This window comes from Sphingosinicella microcystinivorans (genome assembly GCF_027941835.1).
Classification (GTDB): Bacteria; Pseudomonadota; Alphaproteobacteria; order Sphingomonadales; family Sphingomonadaceae; genus Sphingosinicella.
Genome location: NZ_CP116005.1, coordinates 3,720,118 through 3,746,445, shown reverse-complemented (window position 1 = coordinate 3,746,445; position 26,328 = coordinate 3,720,118). Strand labels below are relative to the sequence as shown.

Annotated in this window: 27 protein-coding genes; 16 read left to right on the top strand and 11 right to left on the bottom strand. The window is 67.8% G+C overall.

The genetic code is table 11. The features are described 5' to 3' along the window. Positions 1-45: 45 nt before the first annotated feature. The 12 genes from PE061_RS18075 to PE061_RS18020 all read left to right on the top strand — a co-directional run bounded on the left by PE061_RS18075 (position 46) and on the right by PE061_RS18020 (position 10,774). Positions 46-693: an MOSC domain-containing protein gene (locus tag PE061_RS18075; protein WP_271256603.1), complete on the top strand. Its 648-nt coding sequence runs from the start codon at positions 46-48 to the stop codon at positions 691-693. Then, positions 690-1,481: a glutamate racemase gene (gene murI, locus PE061_RS18070; protein WP_271256602.1), complete on the top strand. Its 792-nt coding sequence runs from the start codon at positions 690-692 to the stop codon at positions 1,479-1,481. The genes PE061_RS18075 and murI overlap by 4 nt, the downstream gene beginning before the upstream one ends. A gap of 22 nt (positions 1,482-1,503) precedes the next feature. Further along, on the top strand, positions 1,504-1,917 hold the full coding sequence (locus tag PE061_RS18065; protein ID WP_271256601.1) for a PaaI family thioesterase: 414 nt from the start codon (positions 1,504-1,506) through the stop codon (positions 1,915-1,917). A 20-nt stretch (positions 1,918-1,937) separates the two neighbouring features. Beyond that, positions 1,938-2,966: an enoyl-CoA hydratase/isomerase family protein gene (locus tag PE061_RS18060; RefSeq protein WP_271256600.1), complete on the top strand. Its 1,029-nt coding sequence runs from the start codon at positions 1,938-1,940 to the stop codon at positions 2,964-2,966. Next, a complete protein-coding gene (locus PE061_RS18055) occupies positions 2,963-4,093 on the top strand; it encodes a hypothetical protein (protein ID WP_271256599.1) in 1,131 nt (376 codons plus the stop codon). The genes PE061_RS18060 and PE061_RS18055 overlap by 4 nt, the downstream gene beginning before the upstream one ends. A 31-nt stretch (positions 4,094-4,124) precedes the next feature. Then, positions 4,125-5,267: a hypothetical protein gene (locus PE061_RS18050; protein WP_271256598.1), complete on the top strand. Its 1,143-nt coding sequence runs from the start codon at positions 4,125-4,127 to the stop codon at positions 5,265-5,267. 127 nt (positions 5,268-5,394) lie between these two features. After that, entirely contained in the window at positions 5,395-6,609 is a 1,215-nt protein-coding gene (gene hemA / locus PE061_RS18045; RefSeq protein WP_271256597.1) for a 5-aminolevulinate synthase, read from the top strand. 43 nt (positions 6,610-6,652) lie between these two features. Continuing rightward, positions 6,653-7,669: a patatin-like phospholipase family protein gene (locus tag PE061_RS18040; RefSeq protein WP_271256596.1), complete on the top strand. Its 1,017-nt coding sequence runs from the start codon at positions 6,653-6,655 to the stop codon at positions 7,667-7,669. A 99-nt stretch (positions 7,670-7,768) separates the two neighbouring features. Next, positions 7,769-8,200, top strand: coding sequence for a ribose 5-phosphate isomerase B (rpiB, locus tag PE061_RS18035; protein WP_271256595.1), 432 nt, complete (start codon positions 7,769-7,771; stop codon positions 8,198-8,200). Positions 8,201-8,220: 20 nt separating this feature from the next. Next, positions 8,221-9,528 (top strand): serine hydroxymethyltransferase, encoded by a 1,308-nt coding sequence (gene glyA, locus PE061_RS18030; protein WP_271256594.1) that lies wholly within the window; start codon positions 8,221-8,223, stop codon positions 9,526-9,528. Between the two features lie 33 nt (positions 9,529-9,561). Then, positions 9,562-10,032, top strand: coding sequence for a transcriptional regulator NrdR (gene nrdR / locus PE061_RS18025; protein WP_271256593.1), 471 nt, complete (start codon positions 9,562-9,564; stop codon positions 10,030-10,032). 10 nt (positions 10,033-10,042) lie between these two features. Further along, positions 10,043-10,774, top strand: a complete 732-nt coding sequence (locus tag PE061_RS18020; RefSeq protein ID WP_336297005.1) for an RNA methyltransferase — start codon at positions 10,043-10,045, stop codon at positions 10,772-10,774. A 78-nt stretch (positions 10,775-10,852) separates the two neighbouring features. Here PE061_RS18020 and PE061_RS18015 read toward each other — a convergent pair whose 3' ends face one another. Then, positions 10,853-11,044, bottom strand: coding sequence for a hypothetical protein (locus PE061_RS18015; protein ID WP_271259243.1), 192 nt, complete (start codon positions 11,042-11,044; stop codon positions 10,853-10,855). A 457-nt stretch (positions 11,045-11,501) separates the two neighbouring features. Here PE061_RS18015 and rpsD point away from each other — a divergent pair, with 457 nt between their 5' ends. After that, positions 11,502-12,116 carry a 30S ribosomal protein S4 gene (gene rpsD, locus PE061_RS18010; RefSeq protein WP_271256592.1) on the top strand — a complete coding sequence of 205 codons (615 nt, stop codon included), beginning with the start codon at positions 11,502-11,504 and terminating at the stop codon, positions 12,114-12,116. Between the two features lie 67 nt (positions 12,117-12,183). On the opposite strand, the gene PE061_RS18005 is transcribed toward rpsD, so the two are convergent. The 3 genes from PE061_RS18005 to PE061_RS17995 all read right to left on the bottom strand — a co-directional run bounded on the left by PE061_RS18005 (position 12,184) and on the right by PE061_RS17995 (position 15,701). Next, entirely contained in the window at positions 12,184-12,948 is a 765-nt protein-coding gene (locus tag PE061_RS18005; RefSeq protein ID WP_271256591.1) for a hypothetical protein, read from the bottom strand. Then, on the bottom strand, positions 12,945-14,042 hold the full coding sequence (locus PE061_RS18000; RefSeq protein ID WP_271256590.1) for a hypothetical protein: 1,098 nt from the start codon (positions 14,040-14,042) through the stop codon (positions 12,945-12,947). Before PE061_RS18000 ends, PE061_RS18005 begins: the two co-directional genes overlap by 4 nt. 102 nt (positions 14,043-14,144) lie before the next feature. Then, entirely contained in the window at positions 14,145-15,701 is a 1,557-nt protein-coding gene (locus PE061_RS17995) for a 2-isopropylmalate synthase (protein WP_271256589.1), read from the bottom strand. Positions 15,702-16,161: 460 nt separating this feature from the next. Between PE061_RS17995 and PE061_RS17990 the strand changes: the two genes are divergently transcribed. Beyond that, positions 16,162-16,914, top strand: coding sequence for a THxN family PEP-CTERM protein (locus PE061_RS17990; RefSeq protein ID WP_271256588.1), 753 nt, complete (start codon positions 16,162-16,164; stop codon positions 16,912-16,914). A gap of 70 nt (positions 16,915-16,984) precedes the next feature. Here the strand turns inward: PE061_RS17990 and PE061_RS17985 are convergent, their stop codons facing one another. The 6 genes from PE061_RS17985 to PE061_RS17960 all read right to left on the bottom strand — a co-directional run bounded on the left by PE061_RS17985 (position 16,985) and on the right by PE061_RS17960 (position 22,416). Then, on the bottom strand, positions 16,985-17,260 hold the full coding sequence (locus PE061_RS17985) for a hypothetical protein (RefSeq protein ID WP_271256587.1): 276 nt from the start codon (positions 17,258-17,260) through the stop codon (positions 16,985-16,987). 324 nt (positions 17,261-17,584) lie between these two features. Continuing rightward, entirely contained in the window at positions 17,585-18,253 is a 669-nt protein-coding gene (locus tag PE061_RS17980) for a PEP-CTERM sorting domain-containing protein (RefSeq protein ID WP_271256586.1), read from the bottom strand. A gap of 146 nt (positions 18,254-18,399) precedes the next feature. Beyond that, positions 18,400-19,005, bottom strand: a complete 606-nt coding sequence (locus tag PE061_RS17975) for a YceI family protein (RefSeq protein WP_271256585.1) — start codon at positions 19,003-19,005, stop codon at positions 18,400-18,402. A gap of 87 nt (positions 19,006-19,092) precedes the next feature. Further along, positions 19,093-20,112, bottom strand: a complete 1,020-nt coding sequence (gene ilvC, locus PE061_RS17970; RefSeq protein ID WP_271256584.1) for a ketol-acid reductoisomerase — start codon at positions 20,110-20,112, stop codon at positions 19,093-19,095. A 46-nt stretch (positions 20,113-20,158) separates the two neighbouring features. Beyond that, positions 20,159-20,671: an acetolactate synthase small subunit gene (ilvN, locus tag PE061_RS17965; protein ID WP_271256583.1), complete on the bottom strand. Its 513-nt coding sequence runs from the start codon at positions 20,669-20,671 to the stop codon at positions 20,159-20,161. Next, entirely contained in the window at positions 20,671-22,416 is a 1,746-nt protein-coding gene (locus PE061_RS17960) for an acetolactate synthase 3 large subunit (RefSeq protein ID WP_271256582.1), read from the bottom strand. The genes ilvN and PE061_RS17960 overlap by 1 nt, the downstream gene beginning before the upstream one ends. Positions 22,417-22,586: 170 nt before the next feature. Here PE061_RS17960 and PE061_RS17955 point away from each other — a divergent pair, with 170 nt between their 5' ends. Beyond that, entirely contained in the window at positions 22,587-24,611 is a 2,025-nt protein-coding gene (locus PE061_RS17955) for a CHASE3 domain-containing protein (protein WP_271256581.1), read from the top strand. On the opposite strand, the gene miaA is transcribed toward PE061_RS17955, so the two are convergent. Beyond that, positions 24,571-25,446 carry a tRNA (adenosine(37)-N6)-dimethylallyltransferase MiaA gene (miaA, locus tag PE061_RS17950; RefSeq protein ID WP_271256580.1) on the bottom strand — a complete coding sequence of 292 codons (876 nt, stop codon included), beginning with the start codon at positions 25,444-25,446 and terminating at the stop codon, positions 24,571-24,573. The genes PE061_RS17955 and miaA overlap by 41 nt on opposite strands. On the opposite strand from miaA, the gene serB reads away from it, so the two are divergent. Beyond that, on the top strand, positions 25,445-26,326 hold the full coding sequence (serB, locus tag PE061_RS17945; RefSeq protein WP_271256579.1) for a phosphoserine phosphatase SerB: 882 nt from the start codon (positions 25,445-25,447) through the stop codon (positions 26,324-26,326). The genes miaA and serB overlap by 2 nt on opposite strands. The last annotated feature ends 2 nt before the right edge of the window (positions 26,327-26,328 follow it).

The following is a 26,328-nucleotide window of genomic DNA, read 5'->3' as shown; positions in this document are numbered from 1 at the left end:
AGCGCGGGCTTTACCGGAACGCATGGCGGGCGCTAATCGCGGATCATGACGGGACTCACCATAGAAGCGGTGCTCACCGGCACCGCGCGCCCGCTGCGCGGCGAGGAGATGAGCGCGATCGTCAAGGCGCCGCGGCTGGGCGCAGTGGTGGTGAAGCCGCTCGGCCTCGACGGCGACGAGCAGGCGGATACCGTCCACCACGGCGGCGTCGACATGGCGATCCACCACTATCCGCGCGATCACTATGCCTGGTGGGCGGGGCTGATGCCGGATCAGGCATTGCTCGGCGCGGCGGGGGCGTTCGGGGAGAACATCTCGACGACCGGCCTCGACGAGCGCACCGCCTGCATCGGCGACCGCTACCGGCTCGGCACCGCGCTCGTGGAAGTCTCGCAGGGCCGCAAGCCGTGCTGGAAACCGGCGCACCGGCTGGGGCGGCCGGCGCTCGTCGCCGAGATCGTCAGGAGCAGCCGCTCCGGCTGGTACTACCGCGTGATCGAACCCGGCGTCGTCGCAGTCGGCGACGTTCTGAAGCTCGAAGCGCGGCCTTGCCCCGAATGGACCGTGGCGCGCGTCTTCGACCTGATCGTCGGCAGCGCGGGCAAGTCCGACCCCGCGGCGCTCAGGGCGCTTGGCGGGCTGAAGCCGCTGTCCGCCGAATGGCGCGACCGCGCCCGGCGCATGGCCGCATGACCTGCCCCCCCATTCTGGTTTTCGATTCCGGCATGGGTGGCCTCTCGGTGCTGGCGCCGATCCGTGCCGCGCTGCCGCAGGCGCCGGTGGTGTATGTCGCGGACAACGCCGGGTTCCCCTACGGCAGCAAGAGCGAGGCGGAGATCGCCGCGCGCGTGCCCGCACTGCTCGGGCGGCTGACGGAGCGGTATCGCCCCCGGCTCATCGTCATCGCCTGCAACACGGCTTCCACGATCGCGCTGGCGCACGTGCGCGCGGCGCTCGACGTGCCGGTGGTGGGCACCGTGCCCGCGATCAAGCCCGCCGCCGAGGCGACGCGGACGAAGGTGATCGGCGTGCTCGGCACGCCCGCCACGGTGCGGCAGGCCTATGTTGACAATCTTGCCGCGGAGTTCGCTTCGGACTGTATTGTCCTCCGCCACGGCGCGCCGGACCTCGCGGCGATGGCGGAGGCGAAGCTGCGCGGGGAGGCGGTTCCCGCGGAGGACTATGCGGCGGTGATGGCGGGGCTGACCGATCAGCCGCGCGGAGAAGACATCGACATCGTGGTGCTCGCCTGCACGCACTTCCCGTTGGTCGAGGACGAGCTTGCCGCGGCGGCCCGCCGACCCTTGCGGTTCGTCCACGGCGGGCAGGGGATCGCGCGGCGTGTCGCACACCTGCTCCGCGACGCCGACTGGACCGGCTGCGAACCGACGGGTCTTGCCGTTTTCACGGCGAGGGACGAAAAGGCCGCCGCGCTCACGCCTGCCCTGGCAAGGCGCGGGCTTGAGATTGATTATCTGTAACAAGAGGATAGCGGCGAGAGTTATGACGACACATGAGGACCTGCTCGCGCGCCTCAACGCCGATCTGCCGCCGACCGGCATCCTGCTCGGCGCCGAGATTCTTGAGCTGGACCCGGAAGGCCGCGTCCGCATGTCGTTCACGGCGAAGCCCGAGTTCTGCAATCCGAACGGCACGGTGCAGGGCGGCATCGTCGCGGCGATGCTGGACGACGCGGCGGAAATGGCCTGCGTGGCGCACGCGGGCAAGCGCATCTTCGTCGCGACGATCGAGATGAAGGTCAGCTTCCTGCTGCCCGCGAAGGCGGGGAAGCTCTACGCGGAGGGGCGCGTCATCAAGCGCGGCCGCATGATCGCCTTCCTCGAGGCGGACCTTTTCGATGGCGAGGGCGCGCTGCTTGCGCGTATGACCTCCACCGCCGCGCCGCGCGCATTCTGAAAGACTTTGAGGGGAGCCGAATGACCGACGACATCCTGTTCGAAAAGCGCGGCCGCGCAGGGCTGGTGACGCTGAACCGGCCGCAGGCGCTGAACGCGCTCAATCGCGGCATGTGCCTTGCGCTGCACCGCCAGCTCGACGCGTGGGCCGGGGACGACGACGTCTCGGTGGTCGTCGTGCGCGGTGCGGGGGAAAAGGCGTTCTGCGCGGGCGGCGACGTCGTCGGCCTCTATCACGCGGGCAAGGAAGGCACGTCGGACTGGGAGGGCTTCTTCGCGGACGAATACCGCATGAACCTCGCCATCGGCCGGTATCCGAAGCCCTACGTGGCGCTCGTCGACGGCTTCAGCATGGGCGGCGGCGTCGGCATCTCGGTGCACGCGCCCTACCGGGTCGTCACCGAAAAAACGCTGTTCGCCATGCCCGAAACCGGCATCGGCCTCATCCCCGACGTCGGCGGCACGCACGCGCTCGCGCAGATGCCGGGCGAGGTGGGCACCTACCTCGGCCTCACCGGCGCGCGGCTCAAGGCGGCGGACTGCATGTATGCCGCCTACGGCACGCACCACTGCGCCAGCGACCGGATCGGGGCGCTGACCGACGCGCTCGCAGAGGGCAATGACGTCGCGCAGACGTTGAACGCCTTCCATTCGGACGCAGGCCCGGCGCCGCTCGCGGAGGTCCGCGCCGAGATCGACCGGCACTTCGCGTTCGACAGCGTCGAGGCGATCATGGAATCGCTTTCGCTCGGCAGCGACTGGGCCGTCGCGCAGCGCGACACGCTGATGAAGCTGTCGCCGACCAGCATGAAGATCAGCCTGCGCGCGCTCCGCGAGGCGCGGGGCGACGACCTCGCCGGGTGCCTCCGCCGCGAATACAGGCTGGTGTCGGCGATCAAGTCGGGCCATGATTTCTACGAAGGCATCCGCGCCCAGCTGATCGACAAGGACAAGTCGCCGCGCTGGCGCCCGGCCGCGCTCCGCGACGTGACGGAGGATATGGTGGACGGCTATTTCGCGCCTCCCGCATGGGGAGACCTCGGCTTTTGAGCGGCAGCGCTCTCGTCGTCGGCCTTGGCCTCAACGGCCTCGGCGTCGTGCGGTCGCTCGCGCAGGCCGGAATCCGCACCCATGCGCTCGACGACGCGATGGGCGCCTATACCGCCACCCGCTGCTGCTCGGTGTCGAAGGCCGCGGTGTCCGGGGAGGGCCTGCTCGAGGCGCTTGCCGCCTACCGCGCGCGGCTCGACCACGACCCGGTGCTGTTCCTGACCCGCGAGGACGGCGTGGCGACGGTCGCGGCGTATCGCGACGCGATTTCCGGCTACCGGATCGCCATGCCGGGGCGCGCGGTGGTGGAGGCGATGGTCAACAAGGACCGCTTCATGCCGATCGCCGAACGCGCCGGCCTCGCGGTGCCGAAGACGGTGACGCTGCGCGCGGCGGAGGACGTCGCGCTGCTCGGCAGGCTCACGCCGCCGCTGATCGTGAAGCCGAGCGAGCACGTCGCCGCCTATCAGGCGCGGTTCAGGAAGGCTTACGTGTTCGAAAGCGCGGACGAGGCCGCGCCGACGATCCCGGACATGCTCGCCGCCGCGGGCGAACTCGTGGCGCAGGAATATGTGCCCGGCGACGACGGCAGCGTCTTCTTCTGCCTCGCCTATTTCAGCGCGGAGAGCGACATGCTCGCCGCCTACACCGGCTACAAGACGGCGAGCTGGCCGCCGCGTGTCGGTGGCACGGCGGGCTGCGCGCCCGCGCCCGAAGCGCACGCGCGGCTTGCGGCCGACACGCAGGCCTTTTTCGCGGCGGCGCACTTTCAGGGCATGGGCAGCCTCGAATTCAAGCGCCATGCGCGCACCGGCGAATTCTACATGATCGAGCCGACCGCCTGCCGCACGGACTACCAGTCCGAGCTGGCGACGCTGAACGGGGTCAACCTGCCCGCCGTCCAGTTCGCCGACCAGATGCGCCTGCCGCTTCCGACTGCCGCACCCACGCATCGTTATGGATGGCGCGACCCCGGCGCGGTCGCCTCCGGGGCAAAGGTTCCGAAGGCGGGCAAGGGCTGGCAGGCGATTGATGCCGTCTGGCGGCGCGGCGATCCCGGCCCGTGGCTTGCACAGGGCCGCAGCCGTATCACCCGGAAGCTCTCCCGCCTCACCGGGCGGCGATAAAACCTTAACCGACTCCCGCTAGGTGGAGCCCATGCTCAAGACACTGAAAACACTCTACAACGACTTCCAGCTTGCGCCTGCGGAACGCGCGGCGAAGAAACGCGACGCCACCGGGCTTCCCGCCAGCGACCCCGGCATTGATGCCGCCATCGCGGCCTGCACGGCGTGGCTCGGCCGCGCGCAGGATTTCTCGGCGACGGCCGATGGCGGCGTTGCCCGCGACTGGCATGTCGCGAAGGGCTGGGCAACCAGCTACCCCGAGACGACCGGCTACATCGTTCCGACGTTGCTCGCGCTGGGCGAGGAAGCCCGCGCGCGCCGGATGCTCGACTGGCTGTGCGCGATCCAACTCGAGGACGGCGGCTTTCAGGGAGGCAAGATCGACGCCGTTCCGGTCAAGTCCGTCACCTTCAACACCGGCCAGATCCTGATCGGCCTCGCCATCGGCGCGCGGACGCTCGGGGACGCGAAGTATCTCGAAGCCATGCACGGCGCAGCCCGCTTCCTCAGGGATTCGCTCGATCCCGACGGCTGCTGGCGTTCGCATCCGTCGCCGTTCACGCACGCGGGCGAGAAGGCCTACGAGACGCATGTGTCGTGGGGTCTGTTCGAAGCCGAGCGTACCGCCCCCGGCGAAGGCTACGGCGCGGCGGGCCTCAGGCAGGTGGACTGGGCGCTCGGCAAGATGCAGGCGAACGGCTGGGTCGATGATTGCTGCCTTCAGCACAAGGACCGGCCGCTCACCCATACGCTCGGCTATTACCTGCGCGGGGTCGTGGAGGCGCACCGGCTTTCGGGCGAGCAGCGCTATCTGGACGCGGCGCTGAAGATGGGTCGCGCGCTCGTCGGCGCGCTCCGCAGCGATGGCGCGCTTCCGGGCCGTCTCCGGTCGGACTGGTCGGCGGCGGCCGACTGGTCCTGCCTCACCGGCAATGTGCAGGTCGCCGAGAGCCTGTTCTACCTCGCCCCGCTCGGCGGCGGCGACGGCTTCGTCGCGGCAGGCAAGGGGCTGAACGCCTTCGTGCGCCGCACGATTGCGCTGGACGGCAACCCCGATCTCGTCGGCGGCGTGCGCGGTTCGTTCCCGATCGACGGCGAGTACGGCCGGTGGGCCTATCTCAACTGGGCGGCGAAATTCGCCATCGACAGCTTCCTTGTTGAGAAGTCTATCTAAGTCGTTCCAGCCCTTCGCAAAAGTTGCGAAAAACTCGCAACAAGTCCCTGCGACATAAAGTGGGGTGACGGGAGCGCCGCCTCCGATGTAAAGCGGGCAAAAGAGCGGGCAGGACGGGTTAGAGAGCGTGGACTACAACCGCATTTTCAAGGACGCGATCGACCGGCTTCATGCCGAGGGTCGCTACCGCATTTTCATCGACATCCTGCGCAATCGCGGCGCCTATCCGAACGCGCGCTGCTTCGCCGGGCACAACGGCGCGCGCCCGATCACCGTCTGGTGCTCGAACGACTATCTCGGCATGGGCCAGCACCCGGACGTGATCGCCGCGATGGAGGAAGCGCTGCACGACGTCGGCGCGGGCTCGGGCGGCACGCGCAACATCGGCGGCAACACGCACTACCATCTGGAGCTCGAGAACGAGCTTGCCGAGCTTCACGGCAAGGAAGCCGCGCTGCTCTTCACCTCGGGCTACATCTCGAACGAGGCGACGCTCTCGACGCTCGGCAAGATCCTGCCGGGCTGCATCGTGTTCTCGGACGAATTGAACCACGCCTCGATGATCGCGGGCATCCGTAACGCGGGCTGCGAGAAGCGCGTGTTCCGCCACAACGACCTCGCGCACCTTGAGGAGTTGCTCGCCGAGGCGCCGAAGGACGCCGCGAAGCTGATCGCGTTCGAAAGCGTCTATTCGATGGACGGCGACATCGCGCCGATCGCGGAGATCTGCGACCTCGCCGACAAGTACAACGCGCTCACCTACCTCGACGAGGTGCACGCGGTCGGCATGTACGGCGACCACGGCGGCGGCATCTCGGAGCGGGACGGCGTCGCGCACCGGCTGACCATCATCGAGGGCACGCTCGCCAAGGCGTTCGGCATCATGGGCGGCTACATCGCCGCCTCCAAGACGCTGACCGACGTGATCCGCAGCTACGCGCCCGGCTTCATCTTCACCACCAGCCTCGCCCCCGTGCTCGTCGCGGGCGCGCTCGCCAGCGTGCGCCACCTGAAGGCGTCGGGCGCCGAGCGCGAGGGCCAGCAGGCCGCCGCCGCGATGCTGAAGGCGAAGATGCGCGACGCGGGCCTGCCGGTGATGGATTCGACGACGCACATCGTGCCGCTGCTCGTCGGCGACCCGGTGAAGACCAAGAAGATCAGCGACATCCTGCTCATCGAGTACGGCGTCTACGTGCAGCCGATCAACTACCCGACCGTGCCGCGCGGTACGGAGCGGCTGCGCTTCACCCCCGGCCCCACACACGACGAGGCTATGATGGGCGATCTCGTCTCCGCGCTCGTGGAGATCTGGGACCGGCTGGAAATTCGCCTCGCGGCCTGACCTGCGGATAGGCAGGCCCTTGATCGGACGCTAGGTTCCGGTCATGGCGACGAAAACCATCAACCTCGCGCTCCAGGGCGGCGGCAGCCACGGCGCGTTCACGTGGGGCGTGCTCGACCGGCTGCTCGAGGACAAGCGTATCGAACTCTCCGCCATATCGGGCACCAGCGCGGGGGCGATGAACGCGGCCGCGCTGGCGCAGGGTTGGATGAGCGGCGGACGCGACGGCGCGCGCGAAAGCCTCGACCGGTTCTGGAAGCGCGTCTCCGATGCCGCGCTGTTCGTGCCGGTGCGCGGCACGCCGTGGAACGACTGGTGGGCGGCGTGGACGGGCCACGGCTCGCCGGGGCGCGAGCTTCTCCGGCAGGTCTCGCGCGCGGTGAGCCCGTACCAGTTCAACCCCGCCGGCCTCAATCCGCTGCGCGACATCGTCGCCGAGTCCTTCGATTTCGAGAAGATCGGCGCCTGTGAGGCGCTGACGCTGTTCATCGCGGCGACCAACGTCTTCACCGGCAAGGTGCGCGTGTTCTCGGGGGCCGAGGTGACGGCGGACGTGCTCGCCGCCTCCGCGTGCCTGCCGCAGCTCTTCCAGGCCGTGGAGATCGACGGCGAGCCCTACTGGGACGGCGGCTACATGGGCAACCCGGCGCTGTTCCCGCTGTTCTATCATCCGGGGCCGGAGGACATACTGCTCGTGCAGGTGAGCCCCATCGAGCGCCGCCAGCTTCCCACCAGCGTCGAGGACATCGACAACCGCATCGACGAGATCGCCTTCAACGGCTCGCTGCTGCGCGAGCTTCGCGCCATCGAGTTCGTCGACCGGCTGATCGAGACCCGGCAGATCGTCGCGGGCAAGCGCTACCGCAAGATCCTGATGCACCGCGTCGACGGCGGCGACGAGCTTGCCGCCCATTCGCCCGCCACCAAGATGAACGCGGACTGGCCGTTCCTCACGGCGCTGCGCGACCTCGGGCGCGCGAAGGCCGATCAGTGGCTGAAGGCGAACTATGCCGCGATCGGCAGGAAGGCCACACTCGATCTGAGGGGCATCTACACGTGACGCGGATGCCACAATTCTTGGTGGCGCGGACGGCGCCGCTCCCCTAGATAGTGCGCTCACGCGAATCGTTTCCGTACCCAGCATGAGGCCCGCCGCTCCATGTCCGTCATCGCCATTGGCAGCGACCACGCCGGCTACGGCCTGAAATCGGCGGTTGCCGGCTGGCTGAAGGAAGCCGGGCACGAGGTGCTCGACCTCGGCACGAACGGCACGGACTCGGTGGACTACCCGGATTTCGGCCGCGCCGTGGGCGAGGCGGTGGCGAGCGGCAGGGCCGAGAAGGGCGTCGTCGTCTGCGGCTCCGGCATCGGCATCTCGATCGCGGCGAACCGCGTGAAGGGCGCGCGCGCCGCGCTCTGCATGAACGGCCTGATGGCGCGGCTTTCGCGCCAGCACAACGATGCGAATATCCTCGCGCTCGGCGAACGCCTGATCGGCATCGAGACGGCGCGGGATTGCCTCAATGAATTTCTGAACACGCCCTTCGAGGGCGGGCGCCACCAGCGGCGCGTCGACAAATTGTCGGCGTAGCCCACGAAGGAGATACGAGCATGAGCACCGCCGCCGCCACGCCGCTTGCCCAGGACGGGTTCTTCACGGACGGCGTCGCCGCCGCCGACGCGGCCGTCGCCAAGGCCATCTCCAGCGAACTCGCCCGCGAGCGCGACCAGATCGAGCTGATCGCTTCCGAGAACATCGTCAGCCGCGCGGTGCTCGAGGCGCAGGGCAGCGTGTTCACCAACAAGTACGCGGAAGGCTACCCCGGCAAGCGCTACTATCAGGGCTGCGCGCCTTCGGACGAGGTCGAGCAGCTCGCCATCGACCGCGCCCGCAAGCTCTTCGACTGCGCCTACGCCAACGTGCAGCCGCACTCGGGCGCGCAAGCGAACGGTGCCGTGATGATGGCGCTGGTGCAGCCGGGCGACACGGTGATGGGCATGAGCCTCGCCGCGGGCGGCCACCTGACGCACGGCGCGCCGCCCGCGCAGTCCGGCAAGTGGTTCAACGCCGTACAGTACGGCGTTCGGCCGGATGACCACCTCGTCGATTTCGACGAGGTCGAGCGGCTGGCGCTGGAGCACAAGCCGAAGCTCATCATCGCGGGCGGCTCGGCCTATCCGCGCACGCTCGATTTCCCACGCTTCCGCGCGATCGCGGACAAGGTGGGCGCGTACTTCCTCGTCGACATGGCGCACTTCGCCGGGCTCGTCGCGGCGGGCCTGCACCCGAGCCCGCTGCCGCACGCGCATGTCGTCACCACCACCACGCACAAGACGCTGCGCGGGCCGCGCGGCGGCATGGTGCTCTCGAACGACGAGGCGCTCGGCAAGAAGATCAACTCGGCGGTGTTCCCCGGCCTCCAGGGCGGTCCGCTGATGCACGTGATCGCCGCGAAGGCCGTGGCGTTCGGCGAGGCGCTCGACCCGAGCTTCAAGGTCTACGCGCAGGCGGTGATCGCCAACGCGAAGACGCTCGCGGGCCGCCTCAAGGAGCGCGGCTGCGATGTGGTTGCGGGCGGCACGGACACGCACCTCGCGCTCATCGACCTCAGGCCCAAGGGCCTCACCGGCAAGGACGCCGACGAGGCGCTGGAGCGCAGCCACATCACCTGCAACAAGAACGGCGTGCCGTTCGACCCGCTGCCGCCGACGAAGACGAGCGGCATCCGCGTCGGCTCGCCCGCGGGTACGACGCGCGGCTTCGGACAGGCCGAGTTCACCCAGATCGCCGACATGATCGCGGACGTGCTCGACGGCCTTGCCGCGAGCGGCCACGAGGGCAACGGCGCGGTGGAAGCGGATGTGCGGGCGCGCGTGAAGGCGCTCTGCGATCGTTTCCCGATCTATCCGGGGCTCTGACGCGGTCGAGGCGTAGCGGGAGGGGGACGAGCGATGCGCTGCCCGTTTTGCGGAAGCGAGGATAGCCAGGTCAAGGACTCGCGGCCGACGGAAGACGGCGGCGCGATTCGCCGCCGCCGTCAGTGCCCGGCGTGCGGCGCGCGCTTCACGACGTTCGAGCGCGTGCAGCTTCGCGAGCTCGTCATCATCAAGAAGTCCGGCGACAAGGAGGTGTTCGAGCGCGACAAGCTCGCCCGCTCCATCGAGATCGCCTGCCGCAAGCGCCCGATCGCGCCCGAGCGCATCGAGCGGCTGGTTTCCGGCATCGTTCGCCAGATGGAGGCGATCGGCGAGGCCGAGATCGAGGCCGAGGTGATCGGGCAGGCGGTGATGGAGGGGCTGAAGAGCCTCGACGCCGTCGCCTACGTGCGCTTCGCCAGCGTCTACCGCGATTTCCGCGAGGCGAAGGACTTCGAGGACTTCATCGGCACCATCGAGACCGTCGCGCGGAACGGGACCAAGTGACGGCAGCCAAGTGACAGGCGCGCCGCAGGAGGCGCCGCCGCCGGTCATCGTTCTGGTGCGGCCGCAGCTCGGCGAGAACATCGGCAAGGCGGCGCGCGCGATGCTCAACTTCGGGCTTGCGGAGATGCGCCTCGTGTCTCCGCGCGACGGCTGGCCCAACCCGGACGCAGGCCCGGCGGCGAGCGGGGCGGACATCGTGCTCGAAAACGCACAGGTTTGCGAAACTGTGGCCGACGCCGTGGCCGACTGCGCGTTCGTCTACGCCACCACGGTGCGCAAGCGCGGCCTCACCAAGGCGGTTGTCGGCCCCGAAAAGGCGGCCCGCGACACGCGCGCCCGGCCGGGTCGCACGGCGATCCTGTTCGGCCCGGAACGCTCCGGCCTCGAAACCGACGACGTCGCGCTCGCGCAGGCCATCCTCACCGTGCCCGTGAACCCGGAGTTCGCATCGCTGAACCTCGCGCAGGCGGTGATCCTCTTCGCCTACGAATGGTCGAAGGCGAACGTGGGCGAGGCGGCGAGCTTCGACAACTACGAAGGCCCGGCCCCGCAGGCCGACCTCGAAGGCCTCATCGCGCAGATCGACACGGCGCTCGATGCCGTAGGGTATTTCCGCGTCGAATCCCGCGCCCCGGCTTCGCGCCGCACGCTCCGGAACATGCTGACGCGTCCCGGCTTCTCCGCGAAGGAGGTGCGCACGCTGCGCGGTATCATCACGGCGCTTATCAAGGATCGCCGCTAGCGTTCAATGCGATGAGTGCCTGCGATGGGGTGGTTTGCGGATGGTCGGCTACGGTGTGGGATGCGAAGGAGCGGTTATTCAGATGCGGATTTCCTGCACCGGATCATTCCTCTCCATTTCCCATGTCTCAGTCATATTCAGGACATCATCGAATGGCTCGTCCGGATGAGAAGTCGTGCAGAGAAAGCGGTTGGGCTCGGTGCCATCTCCCACGACAATCTCGTCGATAATGTCCTCCAACTGCACGCAACCCGGCCCGACAATCGCCACCAATGACACCTCATCGCGGAGACACTGTTCGACGAACTTCTCAAGAAGGCGCTCGTCTGAGACAGGTGAGTGTAGGATAAGTTTCCGTGCAAACCTCATCGGCATGGAATAACATACGTGACGTCTGCTGTCAGGATCATCGCCCGAGATACAGAACGGCGACATATAGGTCGTAACCAAACGTCATCGTCATACCGGCGCAGGCCGGTATCCATGCGAACGGTGGTTATGGATACCGGCCTGCGCCGGTATGACGATGATATAGGGGCAGCACAGTCCGGCTTTCGCCGGTATGACGGGAGAGCGGCGGCGCCTTGACCTTTCCGCCCCGCCCCGCTAAACGCGCGCCTTCGCAATTGGCCCCGCATGTCCGGTGAAGCGGGTGCCGCGTCCTGCGTTTTGGCAGGGCGGCGCGAGTCCGGGCACCAAAACGCAAGCGAATTGAAAGGATTGCGCCATGTCGAAGCGCAGCAATGCAAAGTACAAGCTCGATCGCCGCATGGGCGAGAACATCTGGGGCCGTCCGAAGAGCCCGGTCAACAAGCGCGAATACGGCCCCGGCCAGCACGGCCAGCGCCGCAAGAGCAAGCTTTCCGACTTCGGTATCCAGCTCCGCGCCAAGCAGAAGCTGAAGGGCTACTACGGCGACGTCACCGAGAAGCAGTTCCGCAAGGTCTACGAGGAAGCCGTCCGCATGAAGGGCGATACCTCGCAGAACCTCATCGGCCTGCTCGAGCAGCGCCTCGACATGGTCGTGTACCGCGCCAAGTGGGCGCCGACGATCTTCGCGGCGCGCCAGATCGTGAACCACGGCCACATCGAGGTGAACGGCGAGAAGTGCAACATCGCCAGCCGCCGCGTGAAGCCGGGCGACGTGCTGTCGCTGCGCAAGAAGGCGCAGGAGATGGCGCTGGTGCTGGAGGCGCAGGGCCTCAGCGAGCGCGAGATTCCCGAGTACGTCTCGATCGACGGCGACGGCAAGGCGACCTACGTGCGCGTGCCGACGCTCGACGAGGTGCCCTATCCGGTGCGGATGGAGCCGAACCTCGTCGTCGAGTTCTACTCGCGCTAAGGCCCTCGAGGGTTTCAGGAAAAAGGGCGCTGCCGGAAGGCGGCGCCCTTTTTCTATCGTCTGCTTTCTATCGGCGCCCGGCGAGCGTCAGGTAGAGCGCCACCGGCACCACCGACAGCAGCCCGTAGATGAGCAGCGTCGAAAGCTGCACGATCCACAGCCCGGGCGAGGTGATCGTCATCGACTGCACGATCTCGGCGATCTGGTGCGGCGTCTTCGCGGCGTGGAAGACGGCGAAGCGGACGGCCATGATCGCCGGCGTCAGGGCGAGCGCGATGAGGATGAAGAGCGCCGCCAGCCGCCAGCGGTTGCCCCGCGTGAGTTCCGCCGAGCGCCGGAGCGCGTCCATCGGCCATTGCCGCTCGCCGAGCGCCACCGGGACGGCGACCGCCCACACGGCGAAGACGGCGATGCAAGCGACGACGAAGAGCAGCGAGCTCATCTGGCCGAGCTGGAGGATGCGGGAGGCGAGCAGCAGCACGATGCGCAGCGTCATGAGGCCGATGCCGATGACGAGCGCGACGACCAGCCCCGGCTGGAGCCGGCCGAGGCCCGCGCGCATGAACGCGCGCGGGTCGCTCGTCCGCGCGAGCACGCCGCCGGTGACGGCGCAGAGGAAGACCATCACCAGCAACCAGCGCAGCGTTTCGGCGATGGTGCCGAGCGCCGGATCGGGCGAGGCCGCGGTGCCGATGCTGAACGTCCGGAGCGCCACGGCAGGCAGCGTCAGGAAAATCAGGCCGAGGAAGATGATCGGCGCGAACTGCCGCCAGAAGATCACAAGTGCGAGCCGGAGTGCGGCGACGATGTCGAGCGGGGCGGGGGGCTTCATGGCGCTATGGTACGCGTTCGTCCCCGGCCGACAATATGGAACTGAGTGCCGCTGACGACGAGCGCGACGTCCGCGAGGTCGCTGGCGGCGACGAGTTCGAGCGGTCCGCCGGACGGCAGCGATATGTTCGCCGCGGGCCAGCTCGGCGCGCCTTTCCTGAGCGAGACCAGCCGGTCGCCCGATGCGCCGCGCAGGTGGACGTAGAGCGTGTCCCGCCCCGCCTTCGCGGCCACGACCCGGAAGCCCGCGGGCGGCGTGTAGGCAAGCTCCGGCAGCGTCTGGCTGGCGGGGCCGAGCAGCGGCGCCATCGGATAGGCGACGAGGCTGCCCGGCGGATAACGGCCGTCCGGCGTCATCCAGCCGCCGTTGCCGAGCACGGCGACGGCGCGGCCCTGGAAGAAGTCGAGCAGCCGCGCATCGGCGGGGAGCTGCGAGCGGCGGAAGTTCTGCACCCAGCCGAAATGATAGAGTTCATAGTCGCCGCTCGCGGTCGTCACCTCCGCGGCGTGGAAGAGGCCGCCGCCCGAAAGCGAGAAGAACGGCCTTATGCCCCGCGCGTCGAGCGGCGCGGCGAGGATCGTGGTTGCCGCATAGACCGGCTGGCCGCGCGTCCAGAGCTTGAGGAGGCGCGGAACGCCCGCGCTCGTCAGCGAGCCGGGCCCGGTGTTCGCAGCGACGAGGATGCGGCTGTCGTCGTACCAGATCGCCTGCGTCGGCCCCGGCGGCAGCGCGAAGCCGTTCGGCACGAAGCCGCCCGCGCGCGTGTCGTATTCGCGCAGCGCGATCCCCGGCCGCCCGGTCTCCGCAAGGAACAGCAGGCAGCGCTCGAACATCGGCGGCAGGCAGTCGGCGTCGACGAGGTGCCACGACTTGCCCTCGGCCTTGCCGAGCGCGGCGATGTCCGCCGTCACCGACCAGTCCGGCTTGCCGCGCAGCAGCGGCGTCAGGTCGCTGCGGCGCAGGACGCGGGCGTCGCCGGCCTCGCTGTAGAGCGCGAGGCCGTCGTCCTGAAAGCGCGCGACGGTTCCTGCCGAAACGGGGAGGGCCGCCGCCGCAATCAGAAAGGAAAGGCAGATTTTGATGCGCGACCCCAACGACATGGCCGCTGGTAACCATGAGTCCGCGGACGGCGCAACCATGCGCCCGCCCGGATGCCGGAAATCAGCGCTCAGCCGTCAGCGCTCGGCTGCCGACATTCAGCCGCCGGTGCGCGCCACCGCCGGAAGCTCGCTGCGGCCGCGCTTCACGATCAGCTTGTTGAGCGCATTTGCGTAAGCTTTCGCGGACGCGACCATCGTATCGACGTGCGCGCCGGTGCCGCGCACCGTGCGGCCGTCCTCGGCGAGCACGACGCTGACCGTCGCCTGCGCGTCCGTGCCCTCGGTGACGGCGTGGACCTCGTAGAGCGTCAGCTGTGCGTCGTCGTGGGGCACGATCTTGCGCATGGCCTTGAACACGGCGTCCACCGGGCCGTTGCCGCGCGTCGTGACGGTCTGCTCCTCGCCGTCCACCTCCAGAGTCAGGATGGCGCGCTGCGGGCCGTGGGAGCCGCAGTAGATCTCCAGCTCCCGGAACTGGATCGCCTGGTTCTCGCGCATCGTCTCGTCGTCGACGAGCGCGATGATGTCCTCGTCGTAGACGTGCTTCTTGGCGTCGGCGAGGTCCTTGAAGCGCTTGAAGGCGTCCTGGAACTCGTTGTCGCCGAGCTTGTAGCCCAGCTCCTCCAGCTTCTGGCGGAAGGCGTGGCGGCCCGAGTGCTTGCCCATGACGAGGCTGGATTCGGAGAGGCCCACCGATTCCGGCGTCATGATCTCGTAGGTGCTGGCGTCCTTCAGCATCCCGTCCTGATGGATGCCGCTCTCGTGCGCGAAGGCGTTGGCGCCGACGATCGCCTTGTTGGGCTGTACCTGGAAGCCGGTGACGGCCGAGACCAGCCGCGAGGCGCGGGTGATCTCGCGCGTCTCGACGCCGGTGTCGTAGGGCATCACGTCGTGGCGCACGCGCAGCGCCATGGCGATCTCCTCCAGCGCCGCGTTGCCCGCGCGCTCGCCGATGCCGTTGATCGTCGATTCCACCTGCCGGGCGCCGCCCGCGACCGCCGCCAGCGTGTTGGCGACGGCGAGGCCGAGGTCGTTGTGGCAGTGCGTCGAGAAGATCGCCTTGTCGGCGTTCGGCACGCGCGAGATCACGTCGCGGAACATGGCGCCGTAGGTTTCCGGCGTCGCGTAGCCGACCGTGTCGGGCAGGTTGATCGTGGAGGCGCCGGCGCGGATCGCGGTTTCGACCGCGCGGCACAGGAAGTCGAGGTCGCTGCGCGTCGCGTCTTCCGCCGACCATTCGACGTCCGGACACAGATTGCGCGCATGGCTTACCGACGTGCGGATCTTCTCCAGCACCGCTTCCGGCTCCATCTCCAGCTTCACGCGCATGTGGAGCGGCGAGGTGGCGATGAACGTGTGGATGCGGGGGCTCTTCGCGTCCTTGAGCGCGGCCCACGCGCGGTCGATGTCCCCGGCCGCGGCGCGGGCGAGGCTCGCCACCGTGGCCTTCTTCGCCTGACGGGCGACCGCCTGCACGGCCTCGAAATCACCCTCGGAGGCAATGGCGAAGCCCGCCTCGATGATGTCGACGCCGAGCGCTTCCAGTTGCTCGGCGACGCGCAGCTTCTCGGCGAGGTTCATCGAGCAGCCGGGCGACTGCTCGCCGTCGCGCAGGGTGGTGTCGAAAATCTTCACATAGTTCTGGCTGGACATGGCACACCTTCAAAATCTCGGAAAAAACGGGCGCGAACCTTCGCGGTTCGGTTCGATCGAGACCCTTAGGCGGCGGCGCGTCCAGAGCGCCGGACAGCGGAACCCGCGCGCCTAAGGGCGCGTAAGTCGAAGGAGCGCCAGAAGGGCGCGCCGGGAGAGGGCGAGGCTGTCATGCCGCATCATGGGCGGCAGTCTATGTGGCAAGTCACCGGATTTGTCCAGAGGCCCGGCTCGCAAAAGATGCGGAGCGGCACGCCGGACACCTCGCTGTCGAGATTCCTTACAGAATCGTAACGATATATGTTGCGGACCCGAAATCGTTTTCCATTTTAATCAATAACATATTGAACAGAAATGTAATTCCTGGAACGGCACGCTATTTGCAAAATGAAAGCCCGCGGTCCCAGGACCCGTTCGGGTGAAGTGGGCAGCGTTTTGAAACCGGGTAAGGGAGTGTGTAATGTTCAAGGTTCTTCTGGCAGGCGTTGCGGCGAGCGGCCTTCTGGCCGGCGCGGCGAACGCGGCCGTCATTTCCATCGACAGCGTGACCGGCATCTGGACGGCGACGAATCCCGTCGCCGGCGTCTCGGGCGTCAACACCAACGAGATCCGCTGGGGTACGAGCACCGGCTGGGGCAAGAGCGGCTATGATTTCGACGGTGCCGCGCCGCCGGCGTTCAACGTGAACGAGAACGAAGCCTTCGATCTCGGCACGTTCACGCACCACAACAATCCGATCACCGGCGTCTCGCTGGATTCCGCGACGCTGAAGGTGACCACGACGCTCACCATCGACAGCGTGACCCATCAGATCATCTCGATCTTCGACTTCGCGCACCTGGAAACGCCCAACGATCCGGGCTTCGGCAAGAAGTGCGCCAACGGCCAGTCCAACAACAGCGACGTCAACATCAACGGCTGTGCCGACCGCGTGACGTTCACGATGAACATCGGCGCGTCGGAGTTCTTCGATATCGACGGCGTCAACTACTACGTCGACATCCTCGGCTTCACGATCGACGACGCGCTCGCCAGCGCGTTCTGGACCAAGGAAAAGAAGGACAACGACGCCGTGCTCCAGGGCATCATCACGTCGAAGCCCGGCACGCCGCCGCCGCCGCCGCCGACCGATGTGCCGGAGCCTGCGATGCTCGGCCTGCTCGGCCTCGGCCTTGTCGGTATCGGCGCTGCGCGCCGCCGCCGCGCCGCCTGACCGCAGCACAGCGCAAAAACGGAAAGGCTCCCGTTTCGGGAGCCTTTCTTTTTGCGCGCGTCCCGCGGTTTCAGATGACGTTTGCCGGGAGCGGCTGCGTGCGCGGGGCGCCCGCGACGGCCGGTTTCGCGCTCAGGACGCATTCGAGCTCGATGTCGACGGGGCCTTCGATCTGCGCCATCGCGTCCGCATCGAGGATCTGGCCGTCGATGTCCACGGCCCAGCAGCGGCCGTCGAGCGCGGAAAGGAGGGCGGCGACTTCCGAACCGTTCTCCACCGGCTCCGCGGCGGCGGGCGCGACCGCCAGCAGGGCTGTCAGGGCTGCTATGCCGTACCGAACGATCATTGCCGGTTTCCTCTCCACTGTTCTGTACAGTGTGAAATGCAAGAGCGGTGCCAGCGTTCCGCCCGCGAGCTTCGTCAGCGGTTTCGATGGTTAAGGCCCCGGCTACCATCACGGAACTGTAAAGATGCGCGACAGCACGCTCGCGAGCACAAAGAAAAGGCGATTATGGAGTTTGCAAACAGCAGGCCTGAAAGCCTGCGCCGGTATGACGGGTGTGTGGGTCGGCGGGAGCCGCCAACCATGCAGCGTGTTTGCAAGCGGCATGATCGCCAAAGAAAAAGGGCGGCCCGAAAGCCGCCCTTTCCAGCAGGATCGTGAAGCCGTTCAGGCCTTGCGCCGCCGCGCCGCCGCGAGGCCGATCGCGCCGAGACCGAACAGCGCGAGCGCGCCCGGCTCCGGCACATCGGTGATCGGCTTGTAGGCAAGTGCGACGTTGTCGAACTCGAACGCGTAGCCGGTGCTGGAAGCCACCACCCTGTTGAAGGCGGTGTCCGAATTGATGTTCACGTAATAGGTGCCGCCCACGCCCTGATCGCCGCTCGCGACCTCCGCGACGTCCGACCCGGTGTAGGTGAACAGCAGCGTGTCGCCGGCATAGAAGGCGAGCGAGTTGTAGGTATCGACCGAACCCCACAGGATGCCGAAATACTGGTGGTAGTCGCCGAGATCGAGCGTGACGCTGCCGATGCCGGTCGTCAGGTACTGGGTTTCGTCCTTGCCGTCCGCCTGCGCGTTGCCGAACAGCGCGCCGTTGCCGCCCGAGATGTAGGGCGCCGCATATTTGCCGTCGACGTTCGGAAGCGAGGCCGTGCCTGCATCCGTGCCCGCGAACGTAACGGTGATGCCGCTCGCCGTCGTGCCGCCGGGGCCGATGGCGTCGAAGCTCTCATAGACGTTGGCGCCGACGGGAACGCCGCCCACCGACGAGGAAATCACCGCAGCGGACGCACCGGTGGAGGCGAGCATGGCGGCGAAAGCAAAAGCGTACTTCATGACATTATCCTCTGATCAAACCGTGTTCGGCCCATCAGAAGCAGGAACGATGCCAGAATCGACGACTTGAGCTTTTGCAGGATGGATCATAGTTAACAAGGTGTTAGCCATAATCGTTGTGTAAGTTCGGCCGACAGCCCTGCTTGTCAGGGGCGCCGTTCGAAGGCCGCCGTGATGTGCAGCGTGACCTCGTCGCCAAGCACGGGAAGCGCGTAGGTGATGCCGTAGTCGCTGCGCTTGACCTTCGCCGTAGCCTCGAAGCCCACGGTTTCGATCTTGCTCATCGGATTTGGACCGGCGCCGGTGAAGCGCGCATCGAGCACGACCGGCTTCGTGATGCCCTTGATCGTGAGGTCGCCGGTGATCTTCGCCTCGAGGCCGTCGACGACGGCGCTCGTCGACCTGAAGGTCGCCGTCGGGAACTTCGCGGTATCGAAGAAATCGGCGGTCTTCAGATGCGCGTTCAACTGCTCGCTGGTCGTCGAGACCTTGTCGATCGGGATGGTGAGCGAGACGCCGGCGGACTGCGGGTTGGCCGGGTCGAGCGTGAGGGTGCCCGTCGTGCCGCCGAAGATGCCGTAATAGACGTTGAAGCCGAGGTGATTGACGCCCCACGCGATCTGCGTGTGATCGGTATCGACAGTGTAGGTACCGGCGGCGACCTTTGCAGCCGCCTCGGCGCCCGGCTGGCCTTGGGCGAAGGCGGGCGCGGCGAGGCCGAGAAGGGCAAGGGCGACAAGCTGGGTTTTCATGGCGGGGCTCCTGAAACGGGAAACGGCGCCCGCAGCCTGTGCCGCGCGCGCCGTTCCTGTCAACCGAAGCTCTCGTGACGGAGCGTGTCAGTTCACCGCCTTGTCGACGAGCTTGTTCTTGCCGATCCACGGCATCATCGCGCGCAGGCGGCCGCCGACCTCCTCGATCTGGTGCGCGTTCTGGTTCTTGCGCGCGGCCTTGAGCTCGGGGTTGCCGGCGCGGTTGTCGAGGATGAAGTCCTTGACGAAGCGGCCCTGCTGGATGTCGGCGAGCACGCGCTTCATCTCGGCCTTGGTCTCGTCGGTGACGATACGAGGCCCGGTCTTGTAGTCGCCGTATTCGGCGGTGTTGGAGATCGAGTAGCGCATGTTGGCGATGCCGCCCTCGTACATCAGGTCGACGATCAGCTTCACTTCGTGCAGGCACTCGAAATAGGCCATCTCGGGCGCGTAGCCCGCTTCCACCAGCGTCTCGAAGCCCGCCATGATGAGGTGCGAAAGCCCGCCGCAGAGCACGGCCTGCTCGCCGAACAGGTCGGTCTCGCACTCTTCCTTGAAGGTCGTCTCGATAATGCCCGAGCGCCCGCCGCCGACAGCGGAGGCATAGGAGAGGGCGACATCGTGCGCGTTGCCGGTCGCGTCCTGCGCGATGGCGATGAGGCAGGGCACGCCGCCGCCGCGCTGGTACTCGCTGCGCACCGTGTGGCCGGGGCCCTTGGGCGCGATCATGAACACGTCGATGTCCCCGCGCGGCTCGATGAGCCCGAAGTGGACGTTGAGGCCGTGCGCGAAGGCAAGCGCCGCGCCTTCCTTCATGTTCGGCCCGAGGTCCCTGGCGTAGATTTCGGCCTGATGCTCGTCGGGCGCCAGCACCATGATGACGTCGGCCCACCTGGCGGCCTCGGCGTTCGAGAACACCTTGAACCCGGCACCTTCCGCCTTCTTCGCGGTGGCCGAGCCTTCGCGCAGCGCCACGGCGACTTCGGCGACGCCGCTGTCGCGCAGGTTCTGCGCATGGGCGTGGCCCTGGCTGCCATAGCCGACGATCGCGACCTTCTTGCCCTTGATCAGGCCCACATCGGCGTCGGCATCGTAATAAACGCGCATGATATCAGGACTTTCTCTGTTCGATTGGGAGGGAGTGACGGAAAACTCAGCTCGGGTCCTTGCCGCGCGAGATGGCGACGACGCCGCCGCGCGCGACCTCGACGAGGCCGACCTCGCGCATCAGCGCGATGAACGTGTCGACCTTCTCGGTGGAACCGGTGATCTCGAAGATGAAGCTCTCGATCGTCGCATCGACGACGCGCGCGCGGTAGATGTCGGCAAGGCGCATCGCCTCGAGCCGCTTGTCGCCGCCGCCCGCGACCTTGAGCAGCGCCATCTCGCGCTCGACGTGCGGCCCGAGCTCGGTGAGGTCGCTGACCTTGTGCACGGTGACGAGCCGGTCGAGCTGCGCCTCGATCTGGTCGATCACCTCCTGCGAGCCGGAGGTGACGATGGTGATGCGGCTGACATCGTGCGATTCCGTGATGTCCGCCACGGTGAGGCTCTCGATGTTGTAGCCGCGCGCCGAGAACAGGCCGACGATCTTCGCAAGAACGCCGGACTCGTTGTCGACGGTGATGGCGAGCGTGTGCCGCCGGATGGGGCCGAGATCGCGCATCAGACGAGCGCCTGCGCGTCTTCGTCGAGTTCGCCCTTCACGTCGGACGGGCTCAGGATCATCTCCGTGTGGGCCGCGCCCGACGGGATCATCGGGAAGCAGTTCTCCAGCTTGGCGACGCGGCAATCGACGAACACCGGGCCGTCGTATGCCAGCATCTCGGCGATGCCGGCGTCGAGCCCGTCCACGTCCTCGATGCGGATGCCCTTCCAGCCGTAGGCCTCGGCGAGCTTCACGAAGTCGGGAAGCGCCTCGCTGTAGCTCTCCGAATAGCGGCTCTCGTAGGTGAGCTCCTGCCACTGGCGGACCATGCCCATGTATTCGTTGTTGAGCACGAACACCTTCACCGGCAGGCGGTACTGCACGGCCGTGGACATCTCCTGGATGTTCATCAGGATCGAGGCCTCGCCCGCGATGTCGATGACGAGGGCCTTGGGGTTGCCGAGCTGCGCGCCGATCGCGGCGGGGAGGCCGTAGCCCATCGTGCCGAGCCCGCCCGAGGTCAGCCACTTGCGCGGTGCCTCGAAGTGGAAATGCTGCGCCGCCCACATCTGATGCTGGCCGACCTCGGTGGTGATGATCGGCGCCTTCGCCTTCGTCGCCTCGTAGAGGCGCTGGATCGCGTGTTGCGGCAGGATTTCCTTGCCCGCCTGCCGGAAGCCGAGGCTGTCCTTCTTCCGCCACGCGTCGATCCGCGCGAACCACGCCGTCTGGTCCGCGGCCTTGTGACCGCGCGCCTTCCAGACCTTCAGCATGTCCTCCAGCACGTGGCCGACGTCGCCGACGATGCCGAGGTCCGCCTTCACGTTCTTGTTGATCGAGGAGCGGTCGATGTCGATGTGGATCTTCCTCGAACCCGGCGAGAAGGCGTCCAGCCGCCCGGTCACGCGGTCGTCGAAGCGCGCGCCGATGCAGACCATGAGGTCGCATTCGTTCATCGCCATGTTGGCTTCATAGGTGCCGTGCATCCCGAGCATCCCGAGCCACTGCGGCGAGGCGGCCGGGAAGGCGCCGAGACCCATCAGTGTCGAGGTGACGGGCGCGCCCGAGACGCGCGCCAGCTCGCGCAGCAGCTGCGAGGCGCCGTTGCCTGAATTGATGACGCCGCCGCCCGTGTAGAGGATCGGGCGCTCGGCCTTCGCCAGCATCTCGACGGCGGCCTCGATGTCCTTGAGCTCGCCCTTCAGCTGAAGCTTGTAGCCGTTGTGGAGCGCCGAGCGCTTCCGGTAGCCGGCGCGCGCGACCTGCACGTCCTTGGGGATGTCGATGACGACCGGGCCGGGGCGGCCGGAGGTGGCGATGTGGAACGCCTCGTGGACGATGTCGGCGAGCCGCTCGGGGTCCTTCACCAGATAGTTGTGCTTGGAGCAGTGGCGCGTGATGCCGACCGTGTCGCACTCCTGGAAGGCGTCCGACCCGATGAGGTGCGTCGCGACCTGCCCGGTCAGCACGACGACCGGGATGGAATCGAGGAGCGCGTCGGTGATGCCGGTGACGGCATTGGTCGCGCCGGGGCCGGAGGTGACGAGCACGACGCCGGGCTTCCCCGTCGAGCGCGCATAACCTTCGGCGGCGTGGACGGCGGCCTGCTCGTGGCGGACGAGGACGTGCCTGATCACCGACTGCTGGAACAGCGCGTCGTAGATCGGCAGCACCGCGCCGCCCGGATAGCCGAATACGGTGTCGACGCCGAGTTCGATCAGCGCCTGTATGAGGTTTTCCGCTCCGGTTCTCTGCTCGTTCACGATCGTTTTCCTTGATTCGGCCCGCGCATGTACGAGATTAAATGATACAGGGCAACCCCATTGCTTGTAATTTTTGTACAAACAGAACATTAATAACGCATGATAGATGCAAAGAGGTCACGCGCTTTGAACCCTCGCCTTCAACCGTCAACTCCGGCAAGATAGGCCGGATGGAGGACGCTACCGTTTCCAGCGGGTTCGAGGATCGCCGCGTCGGGACCCGGACCTGGCATTTCGTCGTCGGAGTCTTCGCGCTGCTTGCCGCGCTCATCGGCATCGGTGCGATCTCGTTTGCCGCGTTCCAGCGCGCGGTGGACATCGAGCGCACCCGCACCGAAGCGGTCGCGCGCACCACGGAAGGCTTCGAGGGGCTGGTCGCCGCCGAGCGCCTGATCAACGCGCTGCAGGAGGCCGAGCGCAGCCAGCGCGGCTATGTGCTGACCGAGAACCCGGTCTTCCTCGAACCCTATGAAGCCGCCCGCGCGCGCAGCTCGAGCGTGCTCGACGACCTTCAGCGCCGTATCGGCGAGGGCGACGAGCGGCAGGCGGCGCGCTTCGTCGTGCTGCGGCGCCTCATTGCGCTCAAGCTGGAGGAAATGGCGCGCTCCGTCGAGATGACCCGCCGGGGCCGCATGGAGGCGGCGCGGATCGACGTCGCCTCGGGCTACGGGCGGCGGCTGATGGACGAGATCCAGGCGATGATGAACGAGATCGTCGCCGAGCAGCGCGCCGTGCTCGAACGGCGGCAGCAGGACGTCGTGCAGCGCGATCACCTCGGCGCGCAGTCGCTCTACCGGCTGGCGGCGCTCGGGGTCGCGCTCATCGTTGCAGCGCTCATCTCGATGATCGCGCTCGCGTACATGGTGTACCGCACCAAGCTGGCGCTGGAGCGCGAGGAGGCGGGCGAGATCCGGCGCAACGTGCTGGAAGCGGCGGTCGCCGCGCGCACGCACGAGCTGACACAGGCGAACGTCGCGCTGCGCGCCGAAATCGCCTCGCGCGAGGCGGCGGAGAACCGGCTCCGGCAGGCGCAGCGCATGGAGGCGGTCGGCCAGCTCACCGGCGGCATCGCGCACGATTTCAACAACATGCTCGCGGTCATCATCAGCAGCCTCGACCTCCTGAAACGCCGGATCAGTCCGGACGATGCGCGCGTCGTGAAGCTGATCGACAACGCGCGCGAGGGGGCGAACCGCGCCGCCTCGCTCACCGCGCGGCTGCTCGCCTTCTCGCGCCGCCAGTCGCTCAACCCGCAGACGGTGGACGTGAACCTGCTGATGACGGGCGTCGTCGACCTCATCGGGCGGACGCTCGGCGAGCGGATCAGCGTGGAAACGAAGTTCGGCGGAGACATCCCGCCGGTGTTCGTCGATCCCGGCGAACTCGAGAACGTCATCATCAACCTTGCCGCCAACGCGCGAGATGCGATGCCCGACGGCGGCACGCTCAGGATCGAGACCGCGCGCTACGTACCGAATGGCGATCCGCTTCCCGAAGGCGAGGCGGCGAGCGCCTATGCGCTGATCAGCGTCGTCGATACCGGGCAGGGGATGCCGCCCGAAATCGTCGAGCGCGTCTTCGAGCCCTTCTTCACCACCAAGGCCGTGGGCCGCGGCACCGGCCTCGGCCTCAGCCAGGTGCACGGCTTCGTGCACCAGTCCGGCGGGCACATCTCGCTCGAATCCGCCCCCGGCGAAGGCACGCGCGTCGACATCTACCTGCCGGTGCAGATCGTCGGGCGCGTCGTGCCCCCCGTGCCGCGCTCGGAAGCGCCGCTTGTCGGCGGAAGCCCCGAGGAAACCATCCTCGTCGTGGAGGACGAGGACCAGCTCCGCATGGTCACGGTCGAGAACCTCCGCGAACTCGGCTACACGGTGCGCCACGCGGCGAACGGCAAGGAAGCGCTCGAAATCCTCGACGAGCACCCCGGCATCCGGCTGCTGTTCACGGACATCGTGATGCCCGGCATGTACGGCGACGAGCTGGCGCGCGAGGCGCTCTCGCGCTGGCCGGACCTCGGCCTGCTCTACACCAGCGGCTTCGCGCGCACGGGCGTCGACGGCGAGCCGCTCGATCCGCCCGCCGAAACCGTGCGCAAGCCCTATACGATGGAAGGCCTCGCGCAGAAGGTGCGCGAAAGCCTCGACCAGGCATCTAGGGCCGAAGCCGGGGCCAGTCCGGTGTCTGGTTCCTGAACCACGTGCGCTGGCGCTTCGCGTAGCGCCGCGTGTCGAGCTTCGCGCGCAGCACCGCCTCGCCCAGCGTGCAGTCGCCCTTGAGGTGCGCGATGAGCGGCGGCACGCCGATCGCCTTCATCACCGGCAGCGCCGGGTCGAGGCCCAGCGCCAGCAGCCGCGCCGCCTCGTCGAGCCCGCCTTCCGCCAGCATGGCGTCGAAACGCGCGTCGCAGCGGCGGCCGAGTTCGTCCCGGTCGATCTCGACGACGGCGGGCTCCAGCGCCACCGCGCCCAGCAATCCGCCCGAGAGCTGCGCCTGATGATCGCCGAGCGAGGCGCCCGTGCTGCGGATCACCTCAAGCGCGCGCGCCATGCGCTGCGTGTCGTTGGGATGCAGGCGCGCCGCCATGCCCGGGTCTTCACGCGCCAGCGCTTCCGCGAGCGCGCCGGTGTCGAGCGCGCGGACCGCGGCGCGCACATCGGGGTCGATGTCGGGCACCGGCGCGATGCCGTGAAGCAGCGTCCGCAGATAGAGGCCCGTGCCGCCGACGAGGATGGGCAGCAGGCCCTGTTCGTGCGCGCGGCCGATCTCGCGCCGGGCGAGGTCGGCCCATCCGGCGGCGCCGAGGGGAGCTTCGGCATCGAGGAAACCGTAGAGCCGGTGCGGCGCGCGCGCCGTCTCGGCGGGCGAGGGGCGGGCGGACAGCACGCTGAGGTCGCAATAGCACTGGCTCGCATCCGCATTGATGATGACACCGCGCCGCGTTTCCGCCATGCGCAGCGCGAACGCCGACTTGCCGCTGGCAGTCGGTCCTGCAATGACCGCCAGCGGCGGCAAGGAAGGCGAGGCCATGCAACTTGTTACAATCGTGGGTTCGGAGCGTCTATCCGCCGGTGACGTGAGCGCGGCGCGCGACGCCGCCGCCGCAGCCGGAATGGAGGCCGGGGCCGTCCGCTGGACGGAAGCCGGGGTGGTCGCCGAGTTCGCGGGAAGCGGTCCGGCCGCCGCGGTGCGCGACGCGGTGGAGACTGCCGTTCCCCACGCCGACGTGGTGGTGCAGGCGGCGGCGGAGCGCAGGCGGCGCCTGTTCATCGCCGACATGGATTCGACGATGATCACGGTCGAGTGCATCGACGAGCTTGCCGACTACGCGGGTCTCAAGGCCGAGATCAGCGCCGTCACCGAGGCGGCGATGCGCGGCGAGATCGACTTCGCCGGGGCGCTCGAACGCCGCGTCGCGCTGCTTGCGGAGCTGCCCGTCGCCTCCATCGACGACTGCCTGCGCGACCGCGTGCGCCTGTCGCCCGGCGCCCTGACGCTGGTGCGCACGCTCCGGCGGCACGGCATCTACACGCTGCTCGTTTCGGGCGGCTTCACGCGCTTTACCGGGCCGGTCGCCGAGATGATCGGCTTCGACGAGGCGCGCGCCAACGTGCTCGAAACGCACGGCGACGTGCTCACGGGCAAGGTCGTACCGCCGATCGTGGACGCGAACGCCAAGCGCGACGCGCTGACCGGCACGGCGCGGGACAAGGGCATCGCGCTCGCCGAGACGATCGCGATCGGCGACGGCGCGAACGACCTGCTGATGGTGGAAGCGGCGGGCCTCGGCGTCGCCTATCACGCCAAGCCGAAGCTCGCGGATGCGGCGGACATGCGGATTCGCCGCGGCGACCTCACCGTGCTGCTGCACGCGCTCGGCATCCCCCGCGCCGACTGGGCAGACGTCTGAAC